The sequence below is a fragment of the Methylomonas koyamae genome (assembly GCF_001644025.1).
Taxonomy (GTDB): Bacteria; Pseudomonadota; Gammaproteobacteria; order Methylococcales; family Methylomonadaceae; genus Methylomonas; species Methylomonas koyamae_A.
Window position 1 is genome coordinate 1 of record NZ_LUUK01000196.1, and the last position, 22,518, is coordinate 22,518.

The window sequence follows — 22,518 nt, forward strand, 5'->3', positions numbered from 1 at the left end:
AACGGCAACAGCCCCTAGTTACCCAACTGATAATTGGGTAGTTCCCATATATCACCGAACAAAGGCTCATTTGTGCAATAGCCGATTGGTTAGCTGTATATCATCGGTGAGATCTGGTAACCGTTATATGGCCGTCATTGAATCACTTTAGTTGACAGGCAGCAACGGGTCGGATAGCAGCCCACCAAGATTACCAAATCAACCCGCTTGTTTACAAATGAACTCAGTGGCAACGGATAATCCGTAAGAGCCGGGCAATTCGGCGGCGAATACTGTAGCAGCCATGTTCCCGGACACGGCATAGCCGTTCCCAGCCGAAAATTGAACGCTTAACCCGGCGTCATCAACGCGGAAAACGGCTTTGGGAACGTTCATGGCGACGCTGGGGGTGTTTATTTTGGCGTTTGGGGAGTTCCCAAAGGCGGATGGGTAGACCCCAAGTGTTTTAGGAACCTTCCTGGGTTTTCCAGGCAGGTTCGCGGTGCGTCCGGGAATCTCCCTGGAAGTTCCGGGAATGACCCCGGCGACGTTTTAAGCATTTATTTTTCCGTCGGGAACGGTAAAAATGCCGGCTAGAGGACAACCAACGCCAAGACGCGCATCCGATTCGCGGCCGCGCGCACCCTCGGCCAGTCAGTCTCTTTCCCTTTCGGAGTGGCGAGCGCGTATGCGCCGAACCGGTGCAATTCATCGGCCGGGGCAGTTCGGTTCAGAATGTCTAGGACCGATCGATTAGGGACGTCGAGCTAAATTCCGATAGCCCTAACTGATCACTGATTTTAGAGCTGTAAGAAAATGGCGTGGTTTAATGGTAAGCGTCCTTTAAACAACGTCGTTGATTTTTTGAATAAAGCCGTACGAGCTTGATTAGACCGTTGGGTTGACGAGATGCCAAGGCAGCAGGGCTTCGAAGTCTTCGATGTTTTTTGCCAATGGCAATTGACGGAACAACGCGACAAGATAGATGCGCGGCTCGATGTCCACCTCATTATAAATGGGCACTATCGTCGCTTCTTTCGACCTATTGATATAGACGCTGTTAATAGACTGCTTACCAAACAGAGGCTAGAAATTTTGAATTTTAATTCAACGAGAATTTAGCGATCATATCTTGCTGGATGTTGCGGACTCGGGCATTGAACTGGTCGGAATTCAAATCAACGAATCTCAACGGATCGTTTTTACAAAGCACGAATTCGCGTATCGTGTCGCGATTCCAGCACTGATAATTATCATGCACGGCTCTTAATACCGACTTTAATTTATTCACCGCATACAGCATGTCATCTTCCCTATCCGCGAAAGAAAACGTCATTAACTCCGCGATGGCTGACCTGACTTGAGTAAACGCATTATTCGAGTCAAATTCGATACTTTGTTTCATTCGGTTTATCCCTCTAATCGTTAGAAAATTGAATTCGGTTCTATTAGAGAAAAATATCGCATCGGGCTCTTAACTCAAACTTAACGGCAAGCCATGCCTAGGTTGCTTGTTTTGCGGAAAACGGACTTGAGGAGGGGCTTGATTCGCCATCCAACCAGTCGGGCTGTCTCGACATTCTGGCTACCCCGAACCTACCCCTGTCTGAACCGCTCGCATTCGATCTGCTCGAACGGCTGTGCATTCACCGCCAAGAAGGCCGAATTCACTGCGCTCGGCCGCCGGGCCACCGGCCCAGCCGTTCGCGAAGCCCAATTTTTGAACGGCTCGAGAACAGCTTTAGCAACGCGGGCTTGGAAGCCGCTGGCAAGCGGCTTGGAATCGGTTTAGTATTCAAGCAACGGTGACGATCGCGCCAATCGTTTCAACCACGACAGTCTGCTCTGCACTGTAAACAGCAGCTGGACAAACCCGATTCGGAAGGTAGAAATGATCGCGCCCGACCTGATTTCCCAAACCGTATCAGGGTCGGACGGCCTTTTTACGATTCGCTCCGAACTATCCCGGTAAGATTCCGGCTCCGTTTTTTATGCATAAGGCGTACGCCATTTGCCATTTTCACCATCAGTCAGTTTCTAAACCAATTTTAAAATGGACGTAATTCCCTTGGACGACCTGGACCGCATCGACCGGGCGGTCTGGAACGAACTGACCGGCGACGGCTACCCGTTTTTATACCACGAGTTTCTGACGGCATTGGAACACAGCGGCTCGGTTAGCCCGCGCGGAGGCTGGCGGCCGCAGCATTTGTTGGCGCTGGAGAATGGCCGGCCGGTCGGCTTGTTGCCGCTGTATCGCAAATCGCATTCCTGGGGCGAATACGTATTCGACCAACAGTGGGCCGATGCCTATCGCCACCACGGGCTGGCCTATTATCCCAAATGGTTGACCTCGATTCCGTTCACGCCCTGTCAAGGGCCGCGTTGGGCCGTAGCGCCCGGTGTCGGAAACGAAACGGTGCTGACAAGCTGGATTGAATACCTGCAAGACCGAGCCGAACGGGAAGCCGTCTCCTCCTGGCATTGTTTGTTCCCTCGGCCCGACGAGGCCGAAACATTGCGTGCGTTGGGCATGAGCATTCGAGAAGGTGTGCAATTTCAGTGGTTCAATCGCGAGTACCGCGATTTCTCCGACTTTCTCGATACGATGACCGCCGCCAAGCGCAAGATGGTCAAACGCGAGCGCCGTAAGGTCGAAGAGCAAGGCATCGTCATGCAACGCGTCGCCGGCGCCGACATCACCGACGAGCAATGGCAAGCCTTTTACCGCTTCTACACGGCGACCTACATCAAGCACCACTCGCAACCCTATTTAAATCTGGATTTCTTTCGAGAAATCGCGCTGACCATGCCGCAGCGAATATTGCTGATCCTGGCGATCAACGGCGACCGCTATGTCGGCGCCGCGCTGAGCTTGATCGGTGCCGATACCTTATACGGCCGTTATTGGGGTTGCGACGAAGAATTCAGCGGACTGCATTTCGAAGCCTGCTATTACCAGGGCATCGACTATTGCATCGCCAACGGCCTGAGCCGTTTCGATTCCGGCGCCCAGGGCGAACACAAGATTGCCAGAGGCTTCGAACCGATTACCACCTATTCCGCCCATTGGCTGCGCGATCCCGGCTTCGCGGACGCGGTGGAACGTTTTCTGGAACGGGAGAAGATCGGCATGCAGCGCTACAAACTCACCGCCCAAGGCTATCTGCCGTTCAAACACGCTGGTCCGGATCGGCAGTAAACCTCCCCGCTGATCCAGCCTCGCTAGCCGAGCCATTGACCGCTTAGATTCGAATCGGCGATACTGCCTTTAACCGTGCAATTATTATGGGAAATAGGTGCGCCGAGTGCGTTTTCCGATGGTTGCACTCGATTCGATATCAACAGAGGCATTCAAACTATGACAGATAAACTGATAGCCATCGCCGTGGACACCGATGGCCGCGTCGCTTCTCACGCGGGCAGAGCGTCGCGCTGGCTGGTCTACGTCGTTACCAAGGAGTCCCGCGCCGACCTGGCCTGGACGCTGGATTTGACCGACATCGGCAGTCTGCACGAATGGCATGTGCGTGGCGACGGCAATCGCCATCCCTTGCATACTGTCGATATCGCGATTGCCGGATCGGCCGGTGACGGCGTGATCCGCAATCTGGCGACCCGCTCTACCGAGTTGCTTACCACCGGCGAGACGTCGCCCGATCAAGCCTTGGCAGCCTATCTGGCCGGCACGCTGAGCGAAGGCCCGGCCCATGATGAACAACATTGCCTGAAAGATAACCATTGAGCCGGCGATTGCAAACCGCCCCGCTGGCCGCCAGCACGCCGCGACTTGCAAAGCCATCGCGGAAAAAACATGGCTTATTGCATTCGCGGGCCGGGTCCGCATCACTCGAATCCGCCCGGATTGCCGGCGGCCGCTGGGGCTGGCGTCGCTAGCCCGCGCCGGAATCGCTCACCGTCAAACTTTGAATCGGTAGCCGACGCCCGATTCGGTTAACAGATGTTGCGGCTGAGTGGGATCGGCCTCCAGTTTTTGGCGCAATTGACTCATGTAGATCCGTAAGTAATGCGCGTTTTCTTGAGAGGACGGTCCCCAAACCTCTTTTAATATCTGCCGATGAGTCAGAACTTTACCGGCATGCTTGATCAATACCGCCAGTAAACGGTACTGAATAGGCGTCAGATGCACGTCCTCGTCCGCGACGCTAACCAGACGGTTTTGCAAATCCACCCGCAGGTTGCCGGCCGTAAACACTGCTTCGCCGGCACCTTCCGCGCCGCGATTAGCGTGTCTGAGCGCGACTCGAATCCTGGCCAGCAACTCGCCGAAACCGAAGGGTTTGGTCAGATAATCGTCGGCGCCGGCGTCCAACGCGTCGATCTTGTGTTGCTCGTTGCTGCGCGCCGACAATACGATGATAGGCACCGCCGACCAAGCCCGCAAAGAGCGAATCACGTCAACCCCGTCCATATCCGGCAGGCCCAGGTCCAAAATCAATAGATCCGGCTTGCGCACGCCAGCCTCGACCAGGCCTTGCTTGCCGGTCTCGGCCTCGAACACCGCGAAACCGTGCGTGGTCAAACCGGTGCGCAAAAACCGCCGTATCGACGGATCGTCCTCGACGACGATGATGACCGGCTCGATTTTAGCCATGCCGGCTTACGGTCGCTTCGACCATCATTCTTCTAACTCCAGGCTGGGCGGTGGTTGGTCCAGCGGCAGTATAAAGGTAAAAATCGCGCCGCCGCCAGACCGATTGCGGGCGAAAATCCGGCCGCCATGGACTTCGACGATGGCTCGACAAATCGCCAAACCCAAGCCGGCTCCGCTCTGGGCGGCTTCGTGGCGAACCTGGAAGAACTTTTCGAACAGCCGCTCTTCCTTGCCGGCCGGAATACCGGGCCCACGATCGGCGACGCTGAGCTCGACAGCCTGATCGCTGGTTTCCACGCGGATATCCAAATCGCTACCCACCGGCGTATAGCGCGCCGCGTTTTCCAGCAGATTGATCAACACTTGCTCGATCATCACCGCATCGGCGTAAACCATCGGAATACCGGCCGGCAGCGATACCCGCACCGGTCTGCCGGCCAGGCGTTTTTGCAGCACGGTCAATGCGGTGCCGACGACTTCCTCTAACGGATGCCATTGCCTGTTCAGTTCCAGTACGCCGGAATCCAGGCGCGCCATGTCCAGGATATTGTTAACCAAAGTCGACATCCGTTCGGCTTCGTCGACGATGGCCCGGCTTAATTCCAATTTATCCGACGGCTGCAACTGGCCGGCGTCTTCGGCCAATGTGGTCGCGGAGCCGATGATAGTCGCCAGCGGCGTGCGCAAATCGTGGGAAATCGCGCTCAGCAAGGAGTTGCGCAAACGTTCGGCCTCGACTTGCAACAGGGTCACGCGGGCCGTTTCCGCGAAGCGAATGCGGGCCACGGATTGGCCGATTTGGCGTAAAAAGGTTTCCAGCAACTTCTGCTGCTCCGGCAAAAACACCCGCCGCAGATTGACCGGCCGCATCGCCAGCACGCCGACGACTTTATCGTCGTTTTGAATCGGAAAATAAATCGCCTCGGCGCCGGCCAAGGTGTTGGTGCCCTGTCCGGCCATTTCGTTGTGATCGAAGACCCACTGCGCGATGCCCAGATCGGCGCCCGGCAGAGACTCCGCCAATGCCGCGCCGCGCGGATGCTCGATTCTATCCTCTGCGTTGGCAAACAAAATCGCGTTGCGGCTGCTGAATTCGGAATACAACTGGCGGACCGCGATTTTGACGACATCCGCTTCGTTCTGGGCGCCGGAGAGTTCCTTGCTCATCGCATATAAGGCCGCCGCCCGCCGTTCCCGGTGCGCCGCCACCTTAGCCTGCGAACGCACATTGACCATCAGATTGCTGATCACGATGCCGACCACCAGCATCGCCAGCAAAGTAATCAAATATTGGCTGTCCGATACCGAAAAACTGTAAAACGGTTGAACGAACAAAATATCGAATACGCCGACACCCAGCACCGACGCCAAAATCGATGGTCCCCGGCCGAAGCGCGTGGCAACGAACACTACCCCCAATAGAAACACCATGACCAAGTTTGCCAGTTCGACGCTGCCGAACAATAAATAACCGACCGCGGTACTGAACGCCGTCACGCCGACCGCCCAGGCGTAACCCAGATAGCGCCGGCGCGTCTTGGCCGGGATGCGCTGCTTGAGTCCCGGCAGCGGGCTTTTTCTGAACAGCGACGGTTCGGCTTCCGGCGCATCCATCTCGCCGCGACGCGGACTACCCAACAAATAAATATTGATATTGTGGGCTTGAGCGATCAACACATCGACAACCGAACCCAATAACCAGCGCCGCCAACCGCGCCGACTGGGCTTGCCCACCACGATTTTGTTGATATTGCGTTCCCGGGCAAAGCGGATGATCGCCTCGCTCATTGCCGGCGCACTGAGCGTGACGGTTTCCGCGCCCAACTGCTCGGCCAGTCGCAAGATCCGCAACACCCCGTCACGCTTGACCGCCGGCAGCCGGGCCAGCTCGGGCGTCTCGACGTAAGCGACGATCCATTCGGCTCGCAACCCGGCCGCGAGGCGCTTGCCGGCCCGTACCAGCCGTTCGGCCAACGGATTGGGCCCTATGCACACCAGCAAGCGCTCGCCAACCTGCCAGACTTCGCGGATCGCATTGTCTTCTCGGTAATCCAGCATCTGCGCATCGACTCGGCTCGCGGTCTGGCGGAGCGCCAGTTCGCGCAACGCAATCAAATTGCCTTTGCGGAAAAAATGCTGTATTGCCTGTTGCGCTTGTTGCGGCAGATAAATTTTGCCTTCCTTCAATCGGAGCAATAGCTCGTCCGGCGGTAAATCCACCAGTTCGACTTCGTCGGCATCTTCGAATACCGTGTCCGGCACGGTTTCCCAAACCCGAATCCCGGAAATCTGACCGATGTCGTCGTTCAGGCTTTCCAGATGCTGCACGTTCAACGCGGTGTAGACGTCGATGCCGGCTTCCAGCAATTCATGAATGTCCTGCCAACGTTTCGGATGGCGGGAACCGGGCGCGTTGGTGTGGGCCAGCTCGTCGACCAGAATGATGGCCGGTCGCCGCTTCAGGGCCGCGTCGATATCGAACTCGCGCAGAACCGCGCCCTTGTATGGTACCGGCCGGGTCGGCAAACACTCCAAGCCGTCCAGCAAGGCCTCGGTTTCCTTACGGCCGTGGCTTTCCACCAAGCCGACGATCACATCCAACTGCTCCGCGCGCCGCTCCCTGGCCGCCAACAGCATCGCGTAAGTCTTGCCAACTCCGGCCGCCGCGCCGAAGAATATCTTCAATCGGCCTCGCTTGGCCTTGGCCCGGTCCCGAGCAACGCGGGCCAGCAATTGGTCGGGATCCGGGCGTTCTGGATTCATTTGAAAATGTAGCGGATCTTGATTTGGGAGACAGCAATCAGTGTACGGACTAGCGGATAAAAATGCCGTAAAGATTCACGCGGTAAGCTGTGAACGGCGGGCCATCCGCGCAATCCCCACCCATATCGAAGCAGCGGCGGGAAAAGCGCGAACTAAATAGCGTTGCCTCAGCGCCCACGGAGCAAAATCAAGCCCATCTTCACCTTATCGCGCAGCGTCTTTTGACTAAGACAGGTATGTAGGCATAACTTCTGGCAAGCGATGGTTTCCTTCCGAATGTCACGGGCCGCCGGACCGCGCCAGATCTGCTCGGCGCTCTGTTGCGTCAAATTTCCGATCACCGGGAAGTAGAAGCAGGTTTGGACATCGCCATTGGTCCGAATAAAAAAGTCGCGCATACCGACTCGGCAAGGCATGGCCTCGGGTGGCGCTTTTTCCTCGCGAAAATGTTTGACCATCTGGTTGATGACCGTTTCGCTGTTCATGATCGGTTCTCCGGCACGCTTGAGCGCGATCAGCGTGTTCTGCACCCGCTCGAGTTCCGGCCAGTCTGATTCTTCGATCCACAGTTCGTCGTAGGTTTCCGGGGTCCAGCGATCCAAGGGCTGAAGGTTCAGCGCGGTTGCGCCGACTTCTTGGGTCCATTTCACCATTTCCGGCAACAAGCGGAAGTTTTTGGCATTCACCGTGGTTTTAATGACGATAGGAAAATTCAGCCCGGCCTTGTCGCGGGCATCGCGAACGTATCGAATACCGTTGACCAACCTCTCGAATAGCGAGGGATAGCCGCGCAAGTAGTCGTGCAGTTCCGCACTCGGCGCGTCGCAGGAGATATTCAAATTGAACGGCTGGGTTTCCACCAACCGGGCGGCGTTCTTCCGGTTCAGCGTCGATCCGTTAGTGGTTACGCCACTGTGAATCCCGTTTTTGCGGCAGAAATCCATCAAGTCCAGAAAGCCCGGCTTTAAGAAGGGTTCGCCGCCGCTGAAGTTGATGGAGTAGGTGCCGACGAACGCCCGAATACTCAGCAAGGCGGTTTGCCATTGTTCAATCGTCATTTCCGGTTTGTACTCGGGCAAACGCCAAAACTTGCAATAGCGACACTTCACGTTGCAGCGTTCGTTGATCAACGCGTAGAAGCTGACGGGCTTGGTCAAATCGGCGCCGCTGCTAAGGTACAAGGCCTCGGCCAAGTGGTTATAACCGTGTTTGACGGCCATATGGGCCAGCGAGGTCGTTTTCATCGTTCAAGCTCCAATTTGAACCGACCGGCAAATGGCACGAGCCGCCAGCGGGACCGAGAGATGCGTGTCGCCAAACGCGCATCTAACGCCCCAGCGGATTCACCACAGACTATAACTTGTTTAAGACAAACTCGCTATTTTCAGCCTACATCCGGCGTATCTCGCCCCCGCGATTAATGTCTGATTTTGTAGCCGCTCTTGAAGACCCACCAGACGAAGCTCAGACAAATCACCAGTAAACCGCAAATCATTCCGATACTGACGCCGACGTTAAGGTCGGCAACACCATAGAAACTCCAGCGAAAACCGCTGATCAAGTAGACCACGGGGTTGAACAAGGAAATCTTCTGCCACAGCGGCGGCAGCATGTTAATCGAGTAAAACGCGCCGCCCAGAAAGGTCAACGGCGTGACGACCAACATCGGCACCACTTGCAGTTTCTGAAAACTGTCGGCCCACAGACCGATGATAAAGCCGAACAAGCTAAAGGTAATCGCCGTCAGTAACAGAAATCCGACCATCCACAGCGGATGAGCGATGTCGTAAGGCACGAAACAACGGGCCGTCGCCAAAATCAGCAAACCCAGCATCACCGATTTGGTCGCTGCCGCGCCGACGTAGCCGAGCAATACTTCGATCCAGGACACCGGCGCCGACAGCAATTCGTAAATCGTACCCGCCCATTTAGGCATGAAAATACCGAATGAAGCGTTGGAAATGCTCTCGTTCAGCAAATTCAGCATCACCAGACCCGGAATGATGAAGGCAGCGTAACTGACGCTGTCGATGTCGCCCATCCGCGACGCGATCGCCTTGCCGAACACGATGAAGTACAGCGACGTGGTGAGCACCGGCGCGGCGACGCTCTGGGCCAGTGTGCGAAACGTGCGCGCCATTTCAAAACGGTAAATCGCGCGAATGCCGTAAACGTTCATGCGCTAGCCTCCTTGGGCTGGTGAACCAGACTGACGAAGATATCTTCCAGCGAGCTTTCGCTGGAGCGCAGATCCCTGAATTCGATGCCGTGCTCGGCCAACGCGTTGAGCAGTTCGGCAATCCCGGTCTCCTCGGTCTGACTATCGAAGCTGTAAACCAAAGCCAAGCCGCTCTCGGCGATTTCCAGCGGCCAGTGACTCAAGCCGGCGGGAAGCTCGTCTATCGGCAAGCGTAGCGTTAACGTCAATTGTTTTTTGCCGAGCTTGCGCATCAAGACGGCTTTATCCTCGACCACGATCAGTTCGCCCTTGCTGATAACACCAATGCGGTCGGCCATGTCTTCGGCCTCTTCGATGTAATGGGTGGTCAAAATGATAGTGGTGCCGCGCTCGCGCAATGCGCGCACCATGCGCCACATATCGTGCCTGAGCTCGACATCGACGCCAGCGCTAGGCTCGTCCAGAAACAGAATCGACGGTTCGTGGGACAGCGCCTTGGCGATCAGCACCCGCCGCTTCATGCCACCGGACAGGGCCATGATTTTTTCGTTGCGCTTATCCCACAACGACAGATCGCGCAAGATCTTTTCTATGTAGCCGGGGTCGGGCGGCTTGCCGAACAAGCCGCGACTGAAGGAGACCGTGGCCCACACCGACTCGAACGCATCGGTATGCAGTTCTTGCGGCACCAGGCCAATGCTGGCCCGCGCCGCCCGATAATCGCGGGCGATATCGTGACCGTCGGCGACGACGCTGCCGGCCGAGGCTTTAACGATACCGCAAATGATGCCGATCAGCGTGGTTTTGCCGGCCCCGTTCGGACCGAGCAACGCGAATATTTCGCCGCGGCGGATATCCAGATCGACATTCTTTAAGGCTTGAAAACCCCCGGCATAGACTTTATTGACGCCGCGCACGGCCACGATAACGTTGGTGGACTGGGCTTCCGGCGGCGGGATGTTGGGCAAGGTCCGTGGCATGGATCGGTTCGATGGAAAGTGGTTGGGAAGGCAATCGACCAGTGATTCCGCTTCCGGGTTCCGGCAATTTAGCGAAGCGGCGGTCTACCGATCAGATCGAAGGAAGAGGTTGCAGCTAATTCAACACCTTAGGCTGCCTGACGATTCGCACCGCAACCGGCGCGGCTTGGGAAGAAAACAGACCGCAACTCATCGAGAGACAAGCGGAACGATGATGTTGGCCGTCGAGCGGCGCTCGACAGCCAACGTTACGAATCAGAGTTTTTTGTCGATCAAGACTTGGTCGTCGATAATCAGCTTGGAAACGCCGCCCAGCGACAAGTGCAAGGTGCAGGACGCGGTTTTAAAATTGGAGTCTTTCTCGCCGACCCATTCCATCGTCACGTAAGTAGCCTTATCCGTGGAGGTCTTGGACGGAAAGAACACTTGCGTGCCGGTTTTGTTCTCGATCAGTTTCGGGCATTTTTGGTTGGCCATTTCCTGCATCGCCACCAGGGCGCGGATTTGCGCCGCCGCCTCTTTTTCTTCGTTGGATTGATCCTTGCTGACGCCGACCAATATGAAGCCGACCACGAATACGCCTACCATAGCGATCATCAATTTCTGTGTCTCACCCATTGTAGCTCTCCTCTCTCTATTGTAATTATTTTCGGCGAATCCGAAGTATTGCCCTTCGGATTCTATGCTAAATGGCTGGCAGCGGCAATCGAAGTCGACCGCCGTTATTGCGGGTCGACCTGTTCTATCCAATTGCCCAGGTTATAGTAGTTGGTGATACGGGCGACCTTACCGTCGCGAATGTCGAAAAATGCGCCGGCCGGCAAGCGATAGGTCTGGCCGTTGGCTTCCGGCAGACCTTCGTCGGTGTTCAGGTATTCGCCCAAAACGACGAACTCGGCCGCGCCGCGGGTACCCGTTTCATTGGCCATCACCACCATGTCCACCAGTTGCTCTTTATAGTGGTGATTCATTTTTTGCATGAACTGACCGAAGGCTTCCTTACCTGTTTCGCGATCGCCTTGGTTGATGTCATGCACGACATCGTCGGTCAGCAGGCTCAGAAAGCGGTCCATGTCGCCATTGTTGAACGCTTGGTAGTAGTTCTGAATCAATTCGATCGCTTGCTTTTGCATGGCATTACCCGTCGGGAAAGGTGTTGAAAAGCCGGCGATTCTGCCAGAAAACCGCTTTTTTTTCAGCTTAAAATTCGACGCCCTGCTCGGCTTTGATGCCGGTTTCGTAAGCATGCTTGATACGAGTCATTTCAGTGACGGTATTGGCGACCGCAATCACTTCCGGGGCCGCGTTGCGGCCGGTCAACACCAAATGCAGCCAAGCCGGTTTTTGGTTTTTTATGAAATCGGCGATTTCCGGGCCGCCGATCCAGCCGTAGCCGCAGCAATAATTGATTTCGTCGAGAATGACCAAATCGAACTCTTCCGAAAGGATTTTTTGCTTGGCGAATTCCCAAATGTCGCGGCTAGTCTTGATGTCCTGCTCCGGATTTTTGGTATCCCAGGTGAAGCCGTCGCCCAACGCGTGCCACTCGATATTGTCGAAACGTTCGGCCGCGCGTTGCTCTCCGGTCTGCCATTGGCCCTTGATGAATTGAATCACGCAAACCTTCATGCCCCAACCGGCCGCGCGGAACACCATCCCGAACGCGCTGGAGGATTTGCCCTTGCCCTCGCCGGTGTGGACCAACACCACACCCTGTCTTCTATCTCTGGTTTTCATGGTCTCTGCTTCGTGATCTCCCGGCGACGCCAGGGTTCACGTGCATTGTAACAATTAAACGGCGCGGGACGGACTAAGCTACCGGCTAACGCTTGAGCTGCTCACGAATGGAAACCGAACAAAACCAACGCCAAACATCCGACAGAGAAACCCATCTAGCCAGCGACCGCCGGCGCTCTAAAGTGCCTGGGTGACTCGTCGTTTGTCGCTGACCAAGGTTCCGAATAGCGCCAATCCGCCGGCAAACAGCCAAACCGCGGCCGGTAGCGGCACCGGCGCATAACCGTATCCGCTGTCGGTCAGCAACTGATAACGATTGTCGGCAATCCCCAAATACACCAATCCGGTGCTCCCGAAATTGGCGGACGATTGGGTCGCCGTGGGTTTGAAGTAGCTGCTGGCGCTCGCGCCCACTTCCAGGAAGGCATCCAGCGAAATCAACGTATTCACCGGCACCGAAAACGTCGCGACGCCGGTGCAAGACGGCGTCCAAGAGCAGTTGAAACTGCGCGGCGTGTATCCATTCTCGGAGAACGAGATGCTATCGCCGGTACCGAGTTGGACGCTGCCGCGAGCGGTCGCCGAACCGGACAATCCCCCGGATACCAGATACGTCAAGGTCAAATCGATATTGCGGCCGCTCGGTCCCGCCACGCTAAAGTGATCGGAAAACGATACCTTGCTGCTACCGCTGGCGACATTGGCGGCATACGCGGTCGCGCTGGCGTTGGCGGTGGCTTTCAAGATACCGGCGCTGACGAAGCCGCTGGCGGACGAGCGATACGTTTCAAGGTTCGAGCCTGGACCGCTCCTCGGATCGGGTACTTGATACAGCGCATCCACCGCGTACGCGGAGGGGCCGTTAACGTTATCTATCACCTTGAAGTCGGAATCGTAGGACGGGCTGCCATAGGCGGCGTTGGCGCTAGCCGTCACGGTTAACGAAGTGTTGTAGGCATTAGCGGCCGGCGCGTAAACGAATGGGGCGCACAACGGCAACAAAAGCACAAAGCGATTCATAAATTACCTCGGTATTGATGGTTAGTAATTGGAGATGGGATGGCCGACAAGGCGTATGCGAGTAAGGATTTCGGGTGCATCAAATCCGCACGGATGTTGAACGCTGCCGGAGACGAAGCCAGCCCGGCGCCAATAGTGCCGATCCGAACAACCAGGCCGAGGCCGGTAGCGGCACTTGAGAAACGCCCGAGACGTTCGCATAGGCGTGGCTAGTCACCTTAAAGGAGATGCGGCCGATACTCGTGGTCGGTAGGGTGACCGATAAGGTCCCCGACGCCTGGGTCGGCACTTGTCCGACCAGATTGGCGTTCAGGAATAGATCCTTACGGCTGGACATAGCCTGGTTGGGGTCGCCGAAATCGTTGACCACCAGCAACACCCAAGCCGCCGCTACGTCATTCATCTCGCTGCCCGGCACCAAGCCGATACTCATGCTGTAATCGACCGAAAAGGTGGTCGCCCCCGTTCCGGACCCGGTGAAACTGCCGGTGCGATAGCTCTCGGTCGTCACCGCGTCGCCATAGGCCGGATCGCTGTCCTGGGAATAGGCATGCAGCAAGTCCGGATCGACATCGGCTTTCGAGATCAGGGAACGAATCCCGCTCCCTGTTTGCAGGCTGGTTAACGGCGTCACCCAATCGGATGAATAGGTGCCATCGCCGTAAGGGGTGTCCAGGCGAGTATCGACGCGTGACGACCTGTCGTACCAAGCGATTCCGGCGTTGACATCGGTGCCGGACGTCACGCGAAAACTACGCCAGTCCACGCTTACCTCCGCGGTCGAGCTGGCGCTGCCGGCCGCGGCGCCGTGATTGAATGCCATCAAACTCAGGATGGAAATTGCGAGTACGGTCTGTTTGAGTCTCATCGTATTGCCCTTGGTATAACCGTTAACGGTTGAATGGAAGCGAAAAGCCACTACCGCGATCAAGCGCTACGAATTTGGCATATCGTCGCGACTTTATCACTCAATTTGGTATCTATTTTAGATACCATAGAAATACCAGTTACAAATTTCGGTGTCAATCGTGGATTATTGATTTCGATCCGGTAATATTTCATGGATTCTTTTGCTGCTGGGGAGTAAGCGTGTCCATCCTGGTGTTAGGCAGTTACGTCCAGGCCCATTGCCTGAACGTCGAACATTTGCCGGCGCCCGGCGAATCCCTGGCGGCCGAGAGCTTGCTTTCCGAACACGGCGGCAAGGGTTTCAACGTCGGCGTCGGCTTACATAGACTCGGCGCCGAAGTAAGTCTGCTACTGCCGCTAGGGCGCGACGCAGCAGCGGACAGCGCGTCGCGATGCTTGATGGCCGAAGGCATGAATGTGGACTGGCTATTGCGGATTGGTGACCAATCCGGATTTGGCGTGGGCTTTATCGGCCCGAGCGGCGAGAATTTTCTAGCGGTCTATCCCGGCGCCAACGCGCTGTTGGACGCCGGCCATGTCCGGCAAGCCATCGTCGCCCTGCCCGGTTTGGCGTTGATGTATGCCCAATTCGAAATTCAGGACGCGCCGATCCGCGCGGGATTCGAAATCGCCCGCCAACGCGGCATGGCAACGATGTTGAATCCGTCACCGTGGCGAGCGCTGGATCCTGAAATATTGGCGTTGACCGACATTCTGGTGCTGAACCAAACCGAAGCCGCCCATTTGTTTAATCTCAACAATGACGGGATAGAGCCGGCGCAATGCCTACTTGAATTGGCGACCAGGGCAAAACGAATCGGCTGGTCCGGCAAATTGCTGATCGTCACCTTAGGTGACCAGGGTTGCGTGGCTTTGAGTGACGGCCGCGTCTGCCGGCAAGCGGCCTGGCCTATCGTTGCAGCGGATACCACCGGAGCCGGCGACGCCTTCAATGCCGGATTGGCGATCGGTTGGTTGGAAACGCATCGGGCGGAGGACGCGCTGTTAAAGGCTAGCGCGTGCGGCGCTTGGGTCGCGGCCCGCCCAGGCGTCCTGAAGAGTTTGCCGACCGGCGCTCAGATCGAGCGCTTTATTGCGACCAATCCGATACCAATAAACCAATTAGTCCGGCCGAATTTTTAGATTGACCCGATAGGTGTAGGCGTCGCCGCGAAAAGTGCCTTCGACATATTCAACGATCTGGCCGTTGTCGGCGTGGGTTTTCCGTTTCAACAGCAAACAGGGTGCCGGCTCGGCGAACCCGAACACCGCTGCTTCGACGTCGTCGCAAAGCACCGCCTCAATGGTTTGCTCGGCATGCACCAAACCCAAATCGCAAACGGACTCCAAATACTGGTAGGCTGAACCTTCGCCATCCCAATCGGCCAGCGCCGGCGCCACGGTTAAATCGTACCAGGCCACTTCGCGCGACAGCGGCATGCCGTCGCCGAGGCGCACCCGTACCAAACGTAGAAACCGCGCCGATGCCGGCCGATTGAATAGCGAGGCGATGGTCCGATCGACAACGACCCGGTGCTCCAGGATTTGGGTGGATGGCGTGATCCCGAGCTCGCGCATTTCCTCGGTAAAGCCTTTCAACTTCCCCATCTCCGGATTGATGCGCGCCGGCGCCTTGACTTTGGCGCCGGAACGGCCGTGGCTGGCGATGCGATCCTGCGCCCGCAATTCTTCATAGCAGCGTCTGACCGTGGTCCGACTCAGCGCCAAGGCTTCGGCCAACGCGCGCTCGGACGGCAAACTGAAGCCGTCTTCCAATTCGCCGGACTGAATCATGTCGGCGATGCGTTTTTGCAATTGCTTGTATACCGGCTCCGATACGCCGGCATTCGGACGAATTTTCTCGATGAAGGCCGCACTGTCGTTGGCGGCCAAAGAACCGGTACTGATGCCGTCGGACGCGATTGCCACCGTTCGAGCCTCCCGATACTTAGCGTTTGCCTAGCAGGTTTTGCACTTTGACCAACAATATCGACGCCGCCAAGACTAAGGTCACCGCATTGGCGGCAATAATCGCCACATTGCGCAAGTACAAACCATAGATCAACCACATCAATACCCCCAGCGTGAACATACTGTACATGCCCAGCGATAGCGAACCGGTATCGCGGGTTTTGATCGTCATGATCGCTTGCGGTAAAAACGACAGCGTGGTTAGCATCGCGGCCAAATAGCCGATGAATTCGTAAGAAAATGCCATGGAAACTTACGGTTGAGAACTTAGTGGAGTGTTGGTTGGAAAACGCGGCTTGAATCCTTCGACGGACAGACAAACTCGGGCGTAAATTTAAACCGCGAACACTGCGGCCACGGTCTTGAATTTAAATGGGCGGCCGGAAAAGGAACTGAAAACCGGTCGTGCAAAATACTACAGATATTCCCGGAGATAATAAGCACCGGCCAGCAGCACCAGTAGCGAAAACGCCACCAACCAGAAATAGCCGAAAAACATCATGACTTTAACTGGGGTTTCGACGGATTTGCGCCGGACAATCAACCAGCCCGCCAAACCGGCAAAGCCGGCCACGCCCAGAAAGCCGGCGATGGCGGGACTCATCGCGGCGGCGGCGCCAGCACTTCGCGGCTACCGTTGGTTTCCGGCGGCGTCACCACGCCGGCGTTTTCCATCTCCTCGATAATCCGCGCCGCCCGGTTGTAACCGATTTTGAAGCGGCGTTGCACGCTGGAAATCGACGCCTTGCGCGAATCGGTAACGAAAGCCACCGCTTCGTCGTACAGCGGATCGGTTTCGCCGCCCTCGCCGCCCTCGCCGGCGATTTCGCCGCTGTCGGTGCGTTCCTGGGTGATTTCGTCCAGATAATTGGTCGGCCCGGTTTTCTTCAAAAACTCGACGACGGCATGGACTTCGTGGTCGTCGACGAAGGCGCCGTGCGCCCGCAGCGGAATGCTGGTACCCGACGGCAGGAACAGCATGTCGCCGTTACCCAGCAAGGCTTCGGCGCCGCCTTGGTCGATGATGGTCCGCGAATCGATCCGCGACGACACCTGGAACGAGATCCGGGTCGGCACGTTGGCCTTGATCAAGCCGGTCAACACGTCCACCGACGGCCTTTGAGTCGCCAGAATCAAATGAATACCGGCGGCCCGAGCTTTTTGCGCCAGCCTGGCGATCAATTCCTCGACCTTTTTACCGACCACCATCATCATATCGGCCAGCTCGTCAATGACGATGACGATGCTGGGCAAGGTGGTCAATAACGGATAATCGTCGGCCGGAATCGGCGTTTGCGGGTAAAACAGCGGATCGCGCAATGGTTGGCCGGCGGCATCGGCTTCCCGAACCGCATGGTTGTAGCCGGCCAAATTGCGCACGCCGACCTTGGACATCAATTTGTAACGGCGCTCCATCTCGGCCACGGCCCAACGCAATGCATTTTGGGCGTCCTTCATATCGGTGACGACCGGCGTCAACAAATGCGGAATGCCTTCGTAAACCGACAATTCCAGCATTTTCGGGTCGATCATAATCAAGCGCACATCTTCCGGCTTGGCTTTGTAGACCAGGCTCAAAATCATCGTATTGATCGCCACCGACTTACCGGAACCGGTGGTACCGGCCACCAGCGCATGCGGCATTTTGCCCAAATCGGCGACCACCGGCGTGCCGGAAATATCCTTACCCATCGCCAGCGTCAATTTGGATTTAGCTCGGTCGAATTCGTCGGACACCAGCAAATCGCGCAATGACACCATCTCGCGTTCCTGATTCGGAATCTCCAAGCCGATCACCGACTTGCCCTCGATCACTTCGACGATACGCACGCTGGTCACCGACAGGCCACGCGCCAAGTCCTTGGCCAGACTGCTGATCCGGCTGACCTTAACGCCGGCCGCCAAACGCAGTTCGAAACGGGTAATCACCGGGCCGGGCAACACGGCCTCGACCTCGGCGGCGATGCCGTAATCCTGCAATACATCTTCGACCTGGCGGGAAATTTCTTCCAACTCGACTTTGGAATAGCGCTTAACCTTGATGTCGCGTTTTTCCAGCAAGGATAGCGGCGGCAAGGCGTTCAAAAACTCGCTGGGTTCGTAATTCTCCAGCGGCTTGGCGTCCTTGCGGCGGGCCGGCTTGACGGCCGCTGGCGCGCTAGGCGGAGTTTCGACCACCTGAATCTGCGGTTTGCGGGCGGTACGTTCTTCGGCTTTGCCGGCGTCGGCTGGTTTGGCTTTGCGCTGAATTTCCGGACGCTCCGGACGCTCGGTCGCCGGCCGTTCGCCGCGATAACGGCCGGGCGCGGCCACCGCCTGACGGCCCACCACCGAACAAGCGGTCATCGCGCCCTTGCCGATCAAGGTCATCATCATCAGCCAGGACAAGCCGGTGAACAGGGTCACCCCGGTCATGAAGATCGCCAGCAACAACAAGGTCGAACCGGAATTGCCTAGCAGATGCACCAGCGCGTCGCCGATTTCCCTGCCCAGAATGCCGCCGGGACTTTCCGGCAGATCGACCTTGGTGCGCAGAAAATGTAGATGCAAGAATAAAATCGCCGAACCGGACAGCATTGTCGCCAGAAACCCGCTCCAGCGCATCGCAATCAGCCACTGGCCGCCCGGCTGCTGTTTGCCGCCGTGAAACAGTATGAATCCGTACCAAAAAATCATCACCGGAATCAGGTAGGCCATCAAGCCGAGAAAACTCAACACGAAATCGGCCAACCACGCGCCGAATAGGCCGCAGGCATTGGCGATTTGTTGATAAGACGTGCTGTGGCTCCAGCCGGGATCGTTGGAACTAAACGTCAATAGTGCAATCAGGAAAAACAACGCGCAACTGGTGCAGCCCAGCAAGGCGATTTCGCGATAACCTCGCGCGGCTTTTTCTTCAACAACGGCAACCATGACTAAAAGCTCTCAATAAAAGCGTCCCAAAACAGGATTATAGATGATAAACGTCGAGACCACATTAGATTGCCCGCAACCGCCCCAAGCAATCGGCCCCGAAACGGACTAACCACGCGGAAGTCTCTCCGAGCGATTTCAGTATACGCCGAGTTTCGCGAAAACCTAACGGCCGATAGCCGCCGCTGACCCCGCGTCGGTTCCGCCCGCCACAAACCCAGCAAAACCGCGGTTTCGCCACCTGCCAATAACCCTTATAATCCGATCATCCCTCACCCGACTCAATGGAGACCGTTAACATGGCCGAAGCCAAACATTGCAAATTGTTAATCCTGGGCTCAGGCCCCGCCGGCTACACCGCCGCCGTCTACGCCGCCCGCGCCAACCTGAATCCGGTGATGATCACCGGCATGCAACAAGGCGGCCAGCTAACCACGACCACCGAGGTCGACAACTGGCCCGGCGACGTAGACGGCGTGCAAGGACCGGAATTGATGGACCGGATGCTGCGCCATGCCGAACGCTTTAATACCGAAGTGATCTTCGACCACATCCACACCGCCGACCTGTCGAAAAAACCGTACACGCTGACCGGCGACTCCGGCGTTTACACCTGCGACGCACTGATCGTCGCCACCGGCGCCTCTGCAAAATATTTGGGCCTGCCGTCCGAGGAAGACTTCAAGGGCCGCGGCGTCTCGGCCTGCGCGACCTGCGACGGTTTCTTCTACCGCAACAAACCGGTCGCGGTGATCGGCGGCGGCAATACCGCGGTCGAGGAAGCCTTGTATCTGGCCAACATCGCCTCGGAAGTGATCGTGGTTCACCGTCGCGACAAGTTCCGCTCCGAGAAAATTCTGTCGGACAAACTGATCGAGAAATCCAAATCCGGCAACGTCAAAATCGAATGGAATTACCAGCTCGACGAAGTCCTGGGCGACGACATGGGCGTCACCGGCATTCGCATCAAAAGCACGGCCGACGGCAGCACCAAAGATATCGACGTACACGGCGTATTCATCGCGATCGGCCATACGCCGAATACCGACATCTTTACCGGTCAACTGGAGATGGACCACGGCTACATCGTCGTCAAGAGCGGCATCCACGGCAACGCCACCGCGACCAACGTGCCGGGCGTATTCGCGGCCGGCGACGTGATGGATTCGCACTACAAACAAGCAATCACCTCGGCCGGTGCCGGCTGCATGGCCGCGCTGGATGCCGAAAAGTACCTGGACGAACTAACCGGTTAAAGCCACTTCCGATCGCCCCGCTTTGAAAAGCACACCGTTCCGGCAGGGATAGCCGGAACTTGGCCTCCGCCTTAGGCGCCCGAAGACCACTACACCCTGGCATTATTGGCGACTGGTATCATGGGGACAGGCCGAAAATGGCAACGTAACTACAGGCTGTCGCACATTTTGGGATTACCGCTGGCAGCAGCAAATCATTCGCTGAAAATCTTGGAAACGGAGCGAAGGCGAAGTAGAGATTTTTAGTTCTCAATAGGCGTAGCGTCAGGCGGGTTTTCGCAATGAAACCTGAAAGGCATCGCGACACGCCGTCAAGTCATGCGAGAACCTATGTTTCGCCCCCTTGCTGGGTCGAAACGACGCGACGCGAACGAATCTAGACCGTCGCAGGCCTAAGCGGTCGCGTCATTTTTACCTGATTTTTCGACCCAGGATGCCCGAAAAATCTTTCGCAAAAATAGCGAATCGCCGGCATCAATGCGATTACATTCAGTCGCGGTAACTGACGTTGTTGGCGATGTTAACCAGTAAAGGAGTAACGGCGTGTCCGAGGTAAACGGCGTCGGTTTCATCACGTTGGCGGTCGTGCAGCCAAAACCGTTGAGCGATCAAGCACCCTGCTCACTCGAAACTGTCCTTTCTGAGGTTGCGGTAGGCCGCGACGGCATAGCCGGCTTCCAATGCGGCGGCTGCGGGGCTATCGGCACTGACGCCGCCAGCGCCGGGCACCGGGGCAATCCGGCCGGCGTTTAGCCGGTATACCATCGCCACCGAAATGCCGTGGTCCGGCGCGATCAGGCTGTAGCAGGTGTTCAGCCAATGCGGCTCGGGTGGCGGGCGGCCCTTCAGCAAATCGACCACGGCGCGCGCGCAGACCTTGGCTTCGGAATTGGCGGCGAACGCTGACTTGGGTATCGGCGCGTAATCGGCGGCATCGCCGATTACGTGAATGAATTCGTTGAAGCGCGAACGGCTGGTCCAGGGATCGACCGGGCACCAGCCGCCGCCGTCGGTCAAGCCGGCTTGGGCGGCGATGCGGCCGGCGCGTTGCGGCGGAATGATGTTCAGCACGTCGCCGGTAAAGCGGTCGCCGAAATCGGTGACCACCGCTCGGCCGGCGGCCTCCAAGCGCACCACCGGATTGTTGGCGATCGACAGCCACTCGATGCTGGCGGCCGGCGTGCCGTAGCCGAAATGCCGCCGCCAGCCGGATTCGAACAATTTTTGTTTGGAGAAGCTCGGCTTGGGATCGAGTATCACCACCTTGGCGCGCGGCTTGTATTGCTTCAGCCAGAACGCGATCAGGCTGGCTCGCTCGTAGGGTCCTGGCGGACAGCGGTAGGGATCGGGCGGCGCGCAAATCAGCACCCGGCCGCCGTCGGGCATCGCCTGGATTTGGCGAATCAACAATTCGGTCTGAGGGCCGGCTTGCCAGGCGTGCGGAAAACGCTCGGCCATTTCGGCATCGTAACCAGCGATGGCTTGCCAGTCGAAATCGATGCCGGGCGCCAACACCAGCCGGTCGTAGCGCAAGCTATCGCCATCGGCCAGCACCAGTTTACGCCGGTCGGCGTCGATCGCGGCCACTCGGTCACCGATCAGGCGAACTTGGTAATCATCGACCAAGGCCCGATAATCGACTTGCAACCGCGCCGGTTTCAACAGTCCGGCCAAAGTCCAGTTGCTGGCCGGACAGGTGATGTAAGCGGATTTGGGTTCGATTAAGGTGACGTCGATCGTCGGGTCGTAGCAACGAATGAATTTGGCGGCGGTGGCGCCGGCAAAGCCGCCGCCCACGACCACGACATGCGCCCTTGCCGCGCCGCCGATCGTCCATGTTTGACAGGCGCTCAGCGAGCCGGCCGTCGCGACGGCACCGGTTCGCAGAAATCGTCGGCGCGACCAGTCCGCCATCTAGCGTTTTCCCAGGTAATCGGCCACCACCGCTAATTCGGCGTCACTGTAGCCTTTGGCGATCCGATTCATCAAGGTCGCGGTTTTGCGGTCGTATTTGAAATCCAATAAAGACTGGCGAAGTTGTGCGGCCGACTGGTCCGCCAGCGCGGGCATGCCGGCGTCGCCATCCTCTCGCGCATGGCAAATCGTGCAATTGGCGGCGATCGCCTCGGCGGCGAAATCGGCGCGCGCGGCGGTGGTCAACACTAGCAGCAGTAAGCCGACAGCCGCCCGCATTCG

The 22,518-nt window shown here is 57.2% G+C and carries 22 protein-coding genes; 4 read left to right on the forward strand and 18 right to left on the reverse strand.

The annotated features are described in order from the left end of the window. Window positions 1-867: 867 nt before the first annotated feature. Together A1355_RS25805 and A1355_RS18590 are read right to left on the reverse strand one after the other, a co-directional pair. A complete protein-coding gene (locus A1355_RS25805) occupies window positions 868-1,002 on the reverse strand; it encodes a transposase domain-containing protein (protein ID WP_231883724.1) in 135 nt (44 codons plus the stop codon). Window positions 1,003-1,081: 79 nt separating this feature from the next. Then, entirely contained in the window at window positions 1,082-1,384 is a 303-nt protein-coding gene (locus A1355_RS18590; RefSeq protein ID WP_064030776.1) for a hypothetical protein, read from the reverse strand. A gap of 648 nt (window positions 1,385-2,032) precedes the next feature. Between A1355_RS18590 and A1355_RS18595 the strand changes: the two genes are divergently transcribed. Beyond that, the gene (locus A1355_RS18595; protein WP_064030777.1) at window positions 2,033-3,181 is read left to right on the forward strand and encodes a GNAT family N-acetyltransferase; all 1,149 of its coding nucleotides are present in this window, start codon (window positions 2,033-2,035) and stop codon (window positions 3,179-3,181) included. 159 nt (window positions 3,182-3,340) lie between these two features. Beyond that, window positions 3,341-3,724: a NifB/NifX family molybdenum-iron cluster-binding protein gene (locus tag A1355_RS18600; RefSeq protein WP_064030778.1), complete on the forward strand. Its 384-nt coding sequence runs from the start codon at window positions 3,341-3,343 to the stop codon at window positions 3,722-3,724. 174 nt (window positions 3,725-3,898) lie between these two features. Here the strand turns inward: A1355_RS18600 and kdpE are convergent, their stop codons facing one another. The 10 genes from kdpE to A1355_RS18650 all read right to left on the reverse strand — a co-directional run bounded on the left by kdpE (window position 3,899) and on the right by A1355_RS18650 (window position 14,141). Next, window positions 3,899-4,594, reverse strand: a complete 696-nt coding sequence (kdpE, locus tag A1355_RS18605) for a two-component system response regulator KdpE (protein ID WP_064030779.1) — start codon at window positions 4,592-4,594, stop codon at window positions 3,899-3,901. A 24-nt stretch (window positions 4,595-4,618) separates the two neighbouring features. Then, on the reverse strand, window positions 4,619-7,357 hold the full coding sequence (locus A1355_RS18610) for a sensor histidine kinase (RefSeq protein ID WP_064030780.1): 2,739 nt from the start codon (window positions 7,355-7,357) through the stop codon (window positions 4,619-4,621). A 167-nt stretch (window positions 7,358-7,524) separates the two neighbouring features. Beyond that, complete coding sequence (locus A1355_RS18615; RefSeq protein ID WP_064030781.1) at window positions 7,525-8,601, reverse strand: radical SAM protein; 1,077 nt, start codon at window positions 8,599-8,601, stop codon at window positions 7,525-7,527. Between the two features lie 173 nt (window positions 8,602-8,774). Then, window positions 8,775-9,536 (reverse strand): ABC transporter permease, encoded by a 762-nt coding sequence (locus A1355_RS18620; RefSeq protein ID WP_064030782.1) that lies wholly within the window; start codon window positions 9,534-9,536, stop codon window positions 8,775-8,777. Then, on the reverse strand, window positions 9,533-10,516 hold the full coding sequence (locus A1355_RS18625; RefSeq protein ID WP_064030783.1) for an ABC transporter ATP-binding protein: 984 nt from the start codon (window positions 10,514-10,516) through the stop codon (window positions 9,533-9,535). The genes A1355_RS18620 and A1355_RS18625 overlap by 4 nt, the downstream gene beginning before the upstream one ends. Window positions 10,517-10,771: 255 nt before the next feature. Beyond that, on the reverse strand, window positions 10,772-11,134 hold the full coding sequence (locus A1355_RS18630; protein ID WP_064030784.1) for a hypothetical protein: 363 nt from the start codon (window positions 11,132-11,134) through the stop codon (window positions 10,772-10,774). Between the two features lie 104 nt (window positions 11,135-11,238). Beyond that, window positions 11,239-11,649, reverse strand: coding sequence for a ketosteroid isomerase-related protein (locus A1355_RS18635; RefSeq protein WP_064030785.1), 411 nt, complete (start codon window positions 11,647-11,649; stop codon window positions 11,239-11,241). A gap of 67 nt (window positions 11,650-11,716) precedes the next feature. After that, on the reverse strand, window positions 11,717-12,253 hold the full coding sequence (gene cobO, locus A1355_RS18640; protein WP_064030786.1) for a cob(I)yrinic acid a,c-diamide adenosyltransferase: 537 nt from the start codon (window positions 12,251-12,253) through the stop codon (window positions 11,717-11,719). Window positions 12,254-12,430: 177 nt separating this feature from the next. Further along, window positions 12,431-13,273, reverse strand: coding sequence for a hypothetical protein (locus tag A1355_RS18645; protein ID WP_064030787.1), 843 nt, complete (start codon window positions 13,271-13,273; stop codon window positions 12,431-12,433). 79 nt (window positions 13,274-13,352) lie between these two features. Continuing rightward, the gene (locus tag A1355_RS18650) at window positions 13,353-14,141 is read right to left on the reverse strand and encodes a hypothetical protein (RefSeq protein ID WP_157197949.1); all 789 of its coding nucleotides are present in this window, start codon (window positions 14,139-14,141) and stop codon (window positions 13,353-13,355) included. Window positions 14,142-14,362: 221 nt separating this feature from the next. Between A1355_RS18650 and A1355_RS18655 the strand changes: the two genes are divergently transcribed. After that, window positions 14,363-15,325: a ribokinase gene (locus A1355_RS18655; RefSeq protein WP_197471848.1), complete on the forward strand. Its 963-nt coding sequence runs from the start codon at window positions 14,363-14,365 to the stop codon at window positions 15,323-15,325. Here A1355_RS18655 and A1355_RS18660 read toward each other — a convergent pair. The 4 genes from A1355_RS18660 to A1355_RS18675 form a co-directional block, all read right to left on the reverse strand. Then, window positions 15,305-16,111: a GntR family transcriptional regulator gene (locus A1355_RS18660; RefSeq protein ID WP_197471849.1), complete on the reverse strand. Its 807-nt coding sequence runs from the start codon at window positions 16,109-16,111 to the stop codon at window positions 15,305-15,307. The genes A1355_RS18655 and A1355_RS18660 overlap by 21 nt on opposite strands. A gap of 19 nt (window positions 16,112-16,130) precedes the next feature. Beyond that, window positions 16,131-16,400, reverse strand: coding sequence for a SemiSWEET transporter (locus A1355_RS18665; RefSeq protein WP_064030789.1), 270 nt, complete (start codon window positions 16,398-16,400; stop codon window positions 16,131-16,133). 168 nt (window positions 16,401-16,568) lie between these two features. Beyond that, window positions 16,569-16,757: a hypothetical protein gene (locus tag A1355_RS18670; RefSeq protein WP_064030790.1), complete on the reverse strand. Its 189-nt coding sequence runs from the start codon at window positions 16,755-16,757 to the stop codon at window positions 16,569-16,571. Beyond that, on the reverse strand, window positions 16,754-19,066 hold the full coding sequence (locus tag A1355_RS18675) for a DNA translocase FtsK (protein ID WP_064030791.1): 2,313 nt from the start codon (window positions 19,064-19,066) through the stop codon (window positions 16,754-16,756). Before A1355_RS18675 ends, A1355_RS18670 begins: the two co-directional genes overlap by 4 nt. 299 nt (window positions 19,067-19,365) lie before the next feature. Between A1355_RS18675 and trxB the strand changes: the two genes are divergently transcribed. Then, window positions 19,366-20,322: a thioredoxin-disulfide reductase gene (gene trxB / locus A1355_RS18680; RefSeq protein WP_064030885.1), complete on the forward strand. Its 957-nt coding sequence runs from the start codon at window positions 19,366-19,368 to the stop codon at window positions 20,320-20,322. Between the two features lie 621 nt (window positions 20,323-20,943). Here trxB and A1355_RS18685 read toward each other — a convergent pair. Together A1355_RS18685 and A1355_RS18690 are read right to left on the reverse strand one after the other, a co-directional pair. Next, window positions 20,944-22,236 (reverse strand): NAD(P)/FAD-dependent oxidoreductase, encoded by a 1,293-nt coding sequence (locus A1355_RS18685; RefSeq protein WP_064030792.1) that lies wholly within the window; start codon window positions 22,234-22,236, stop codon window positions 20,944-20,946. After that, window positions 22,237-22,515 (reverse strand): c-type cytochrome, encoded by a 279-nt coding sequence (locus A1355_RS18690; RefSeq protein ID WP_064030793.1) that lies wholly within the window; start codon window positions 22,513-22,515, stop codon window positions 22,237-22,239. It abuts the gene before it with no gap. Between the last annotated feature and the right edge of the window lie 3 nt (window positions 22,516-22,518).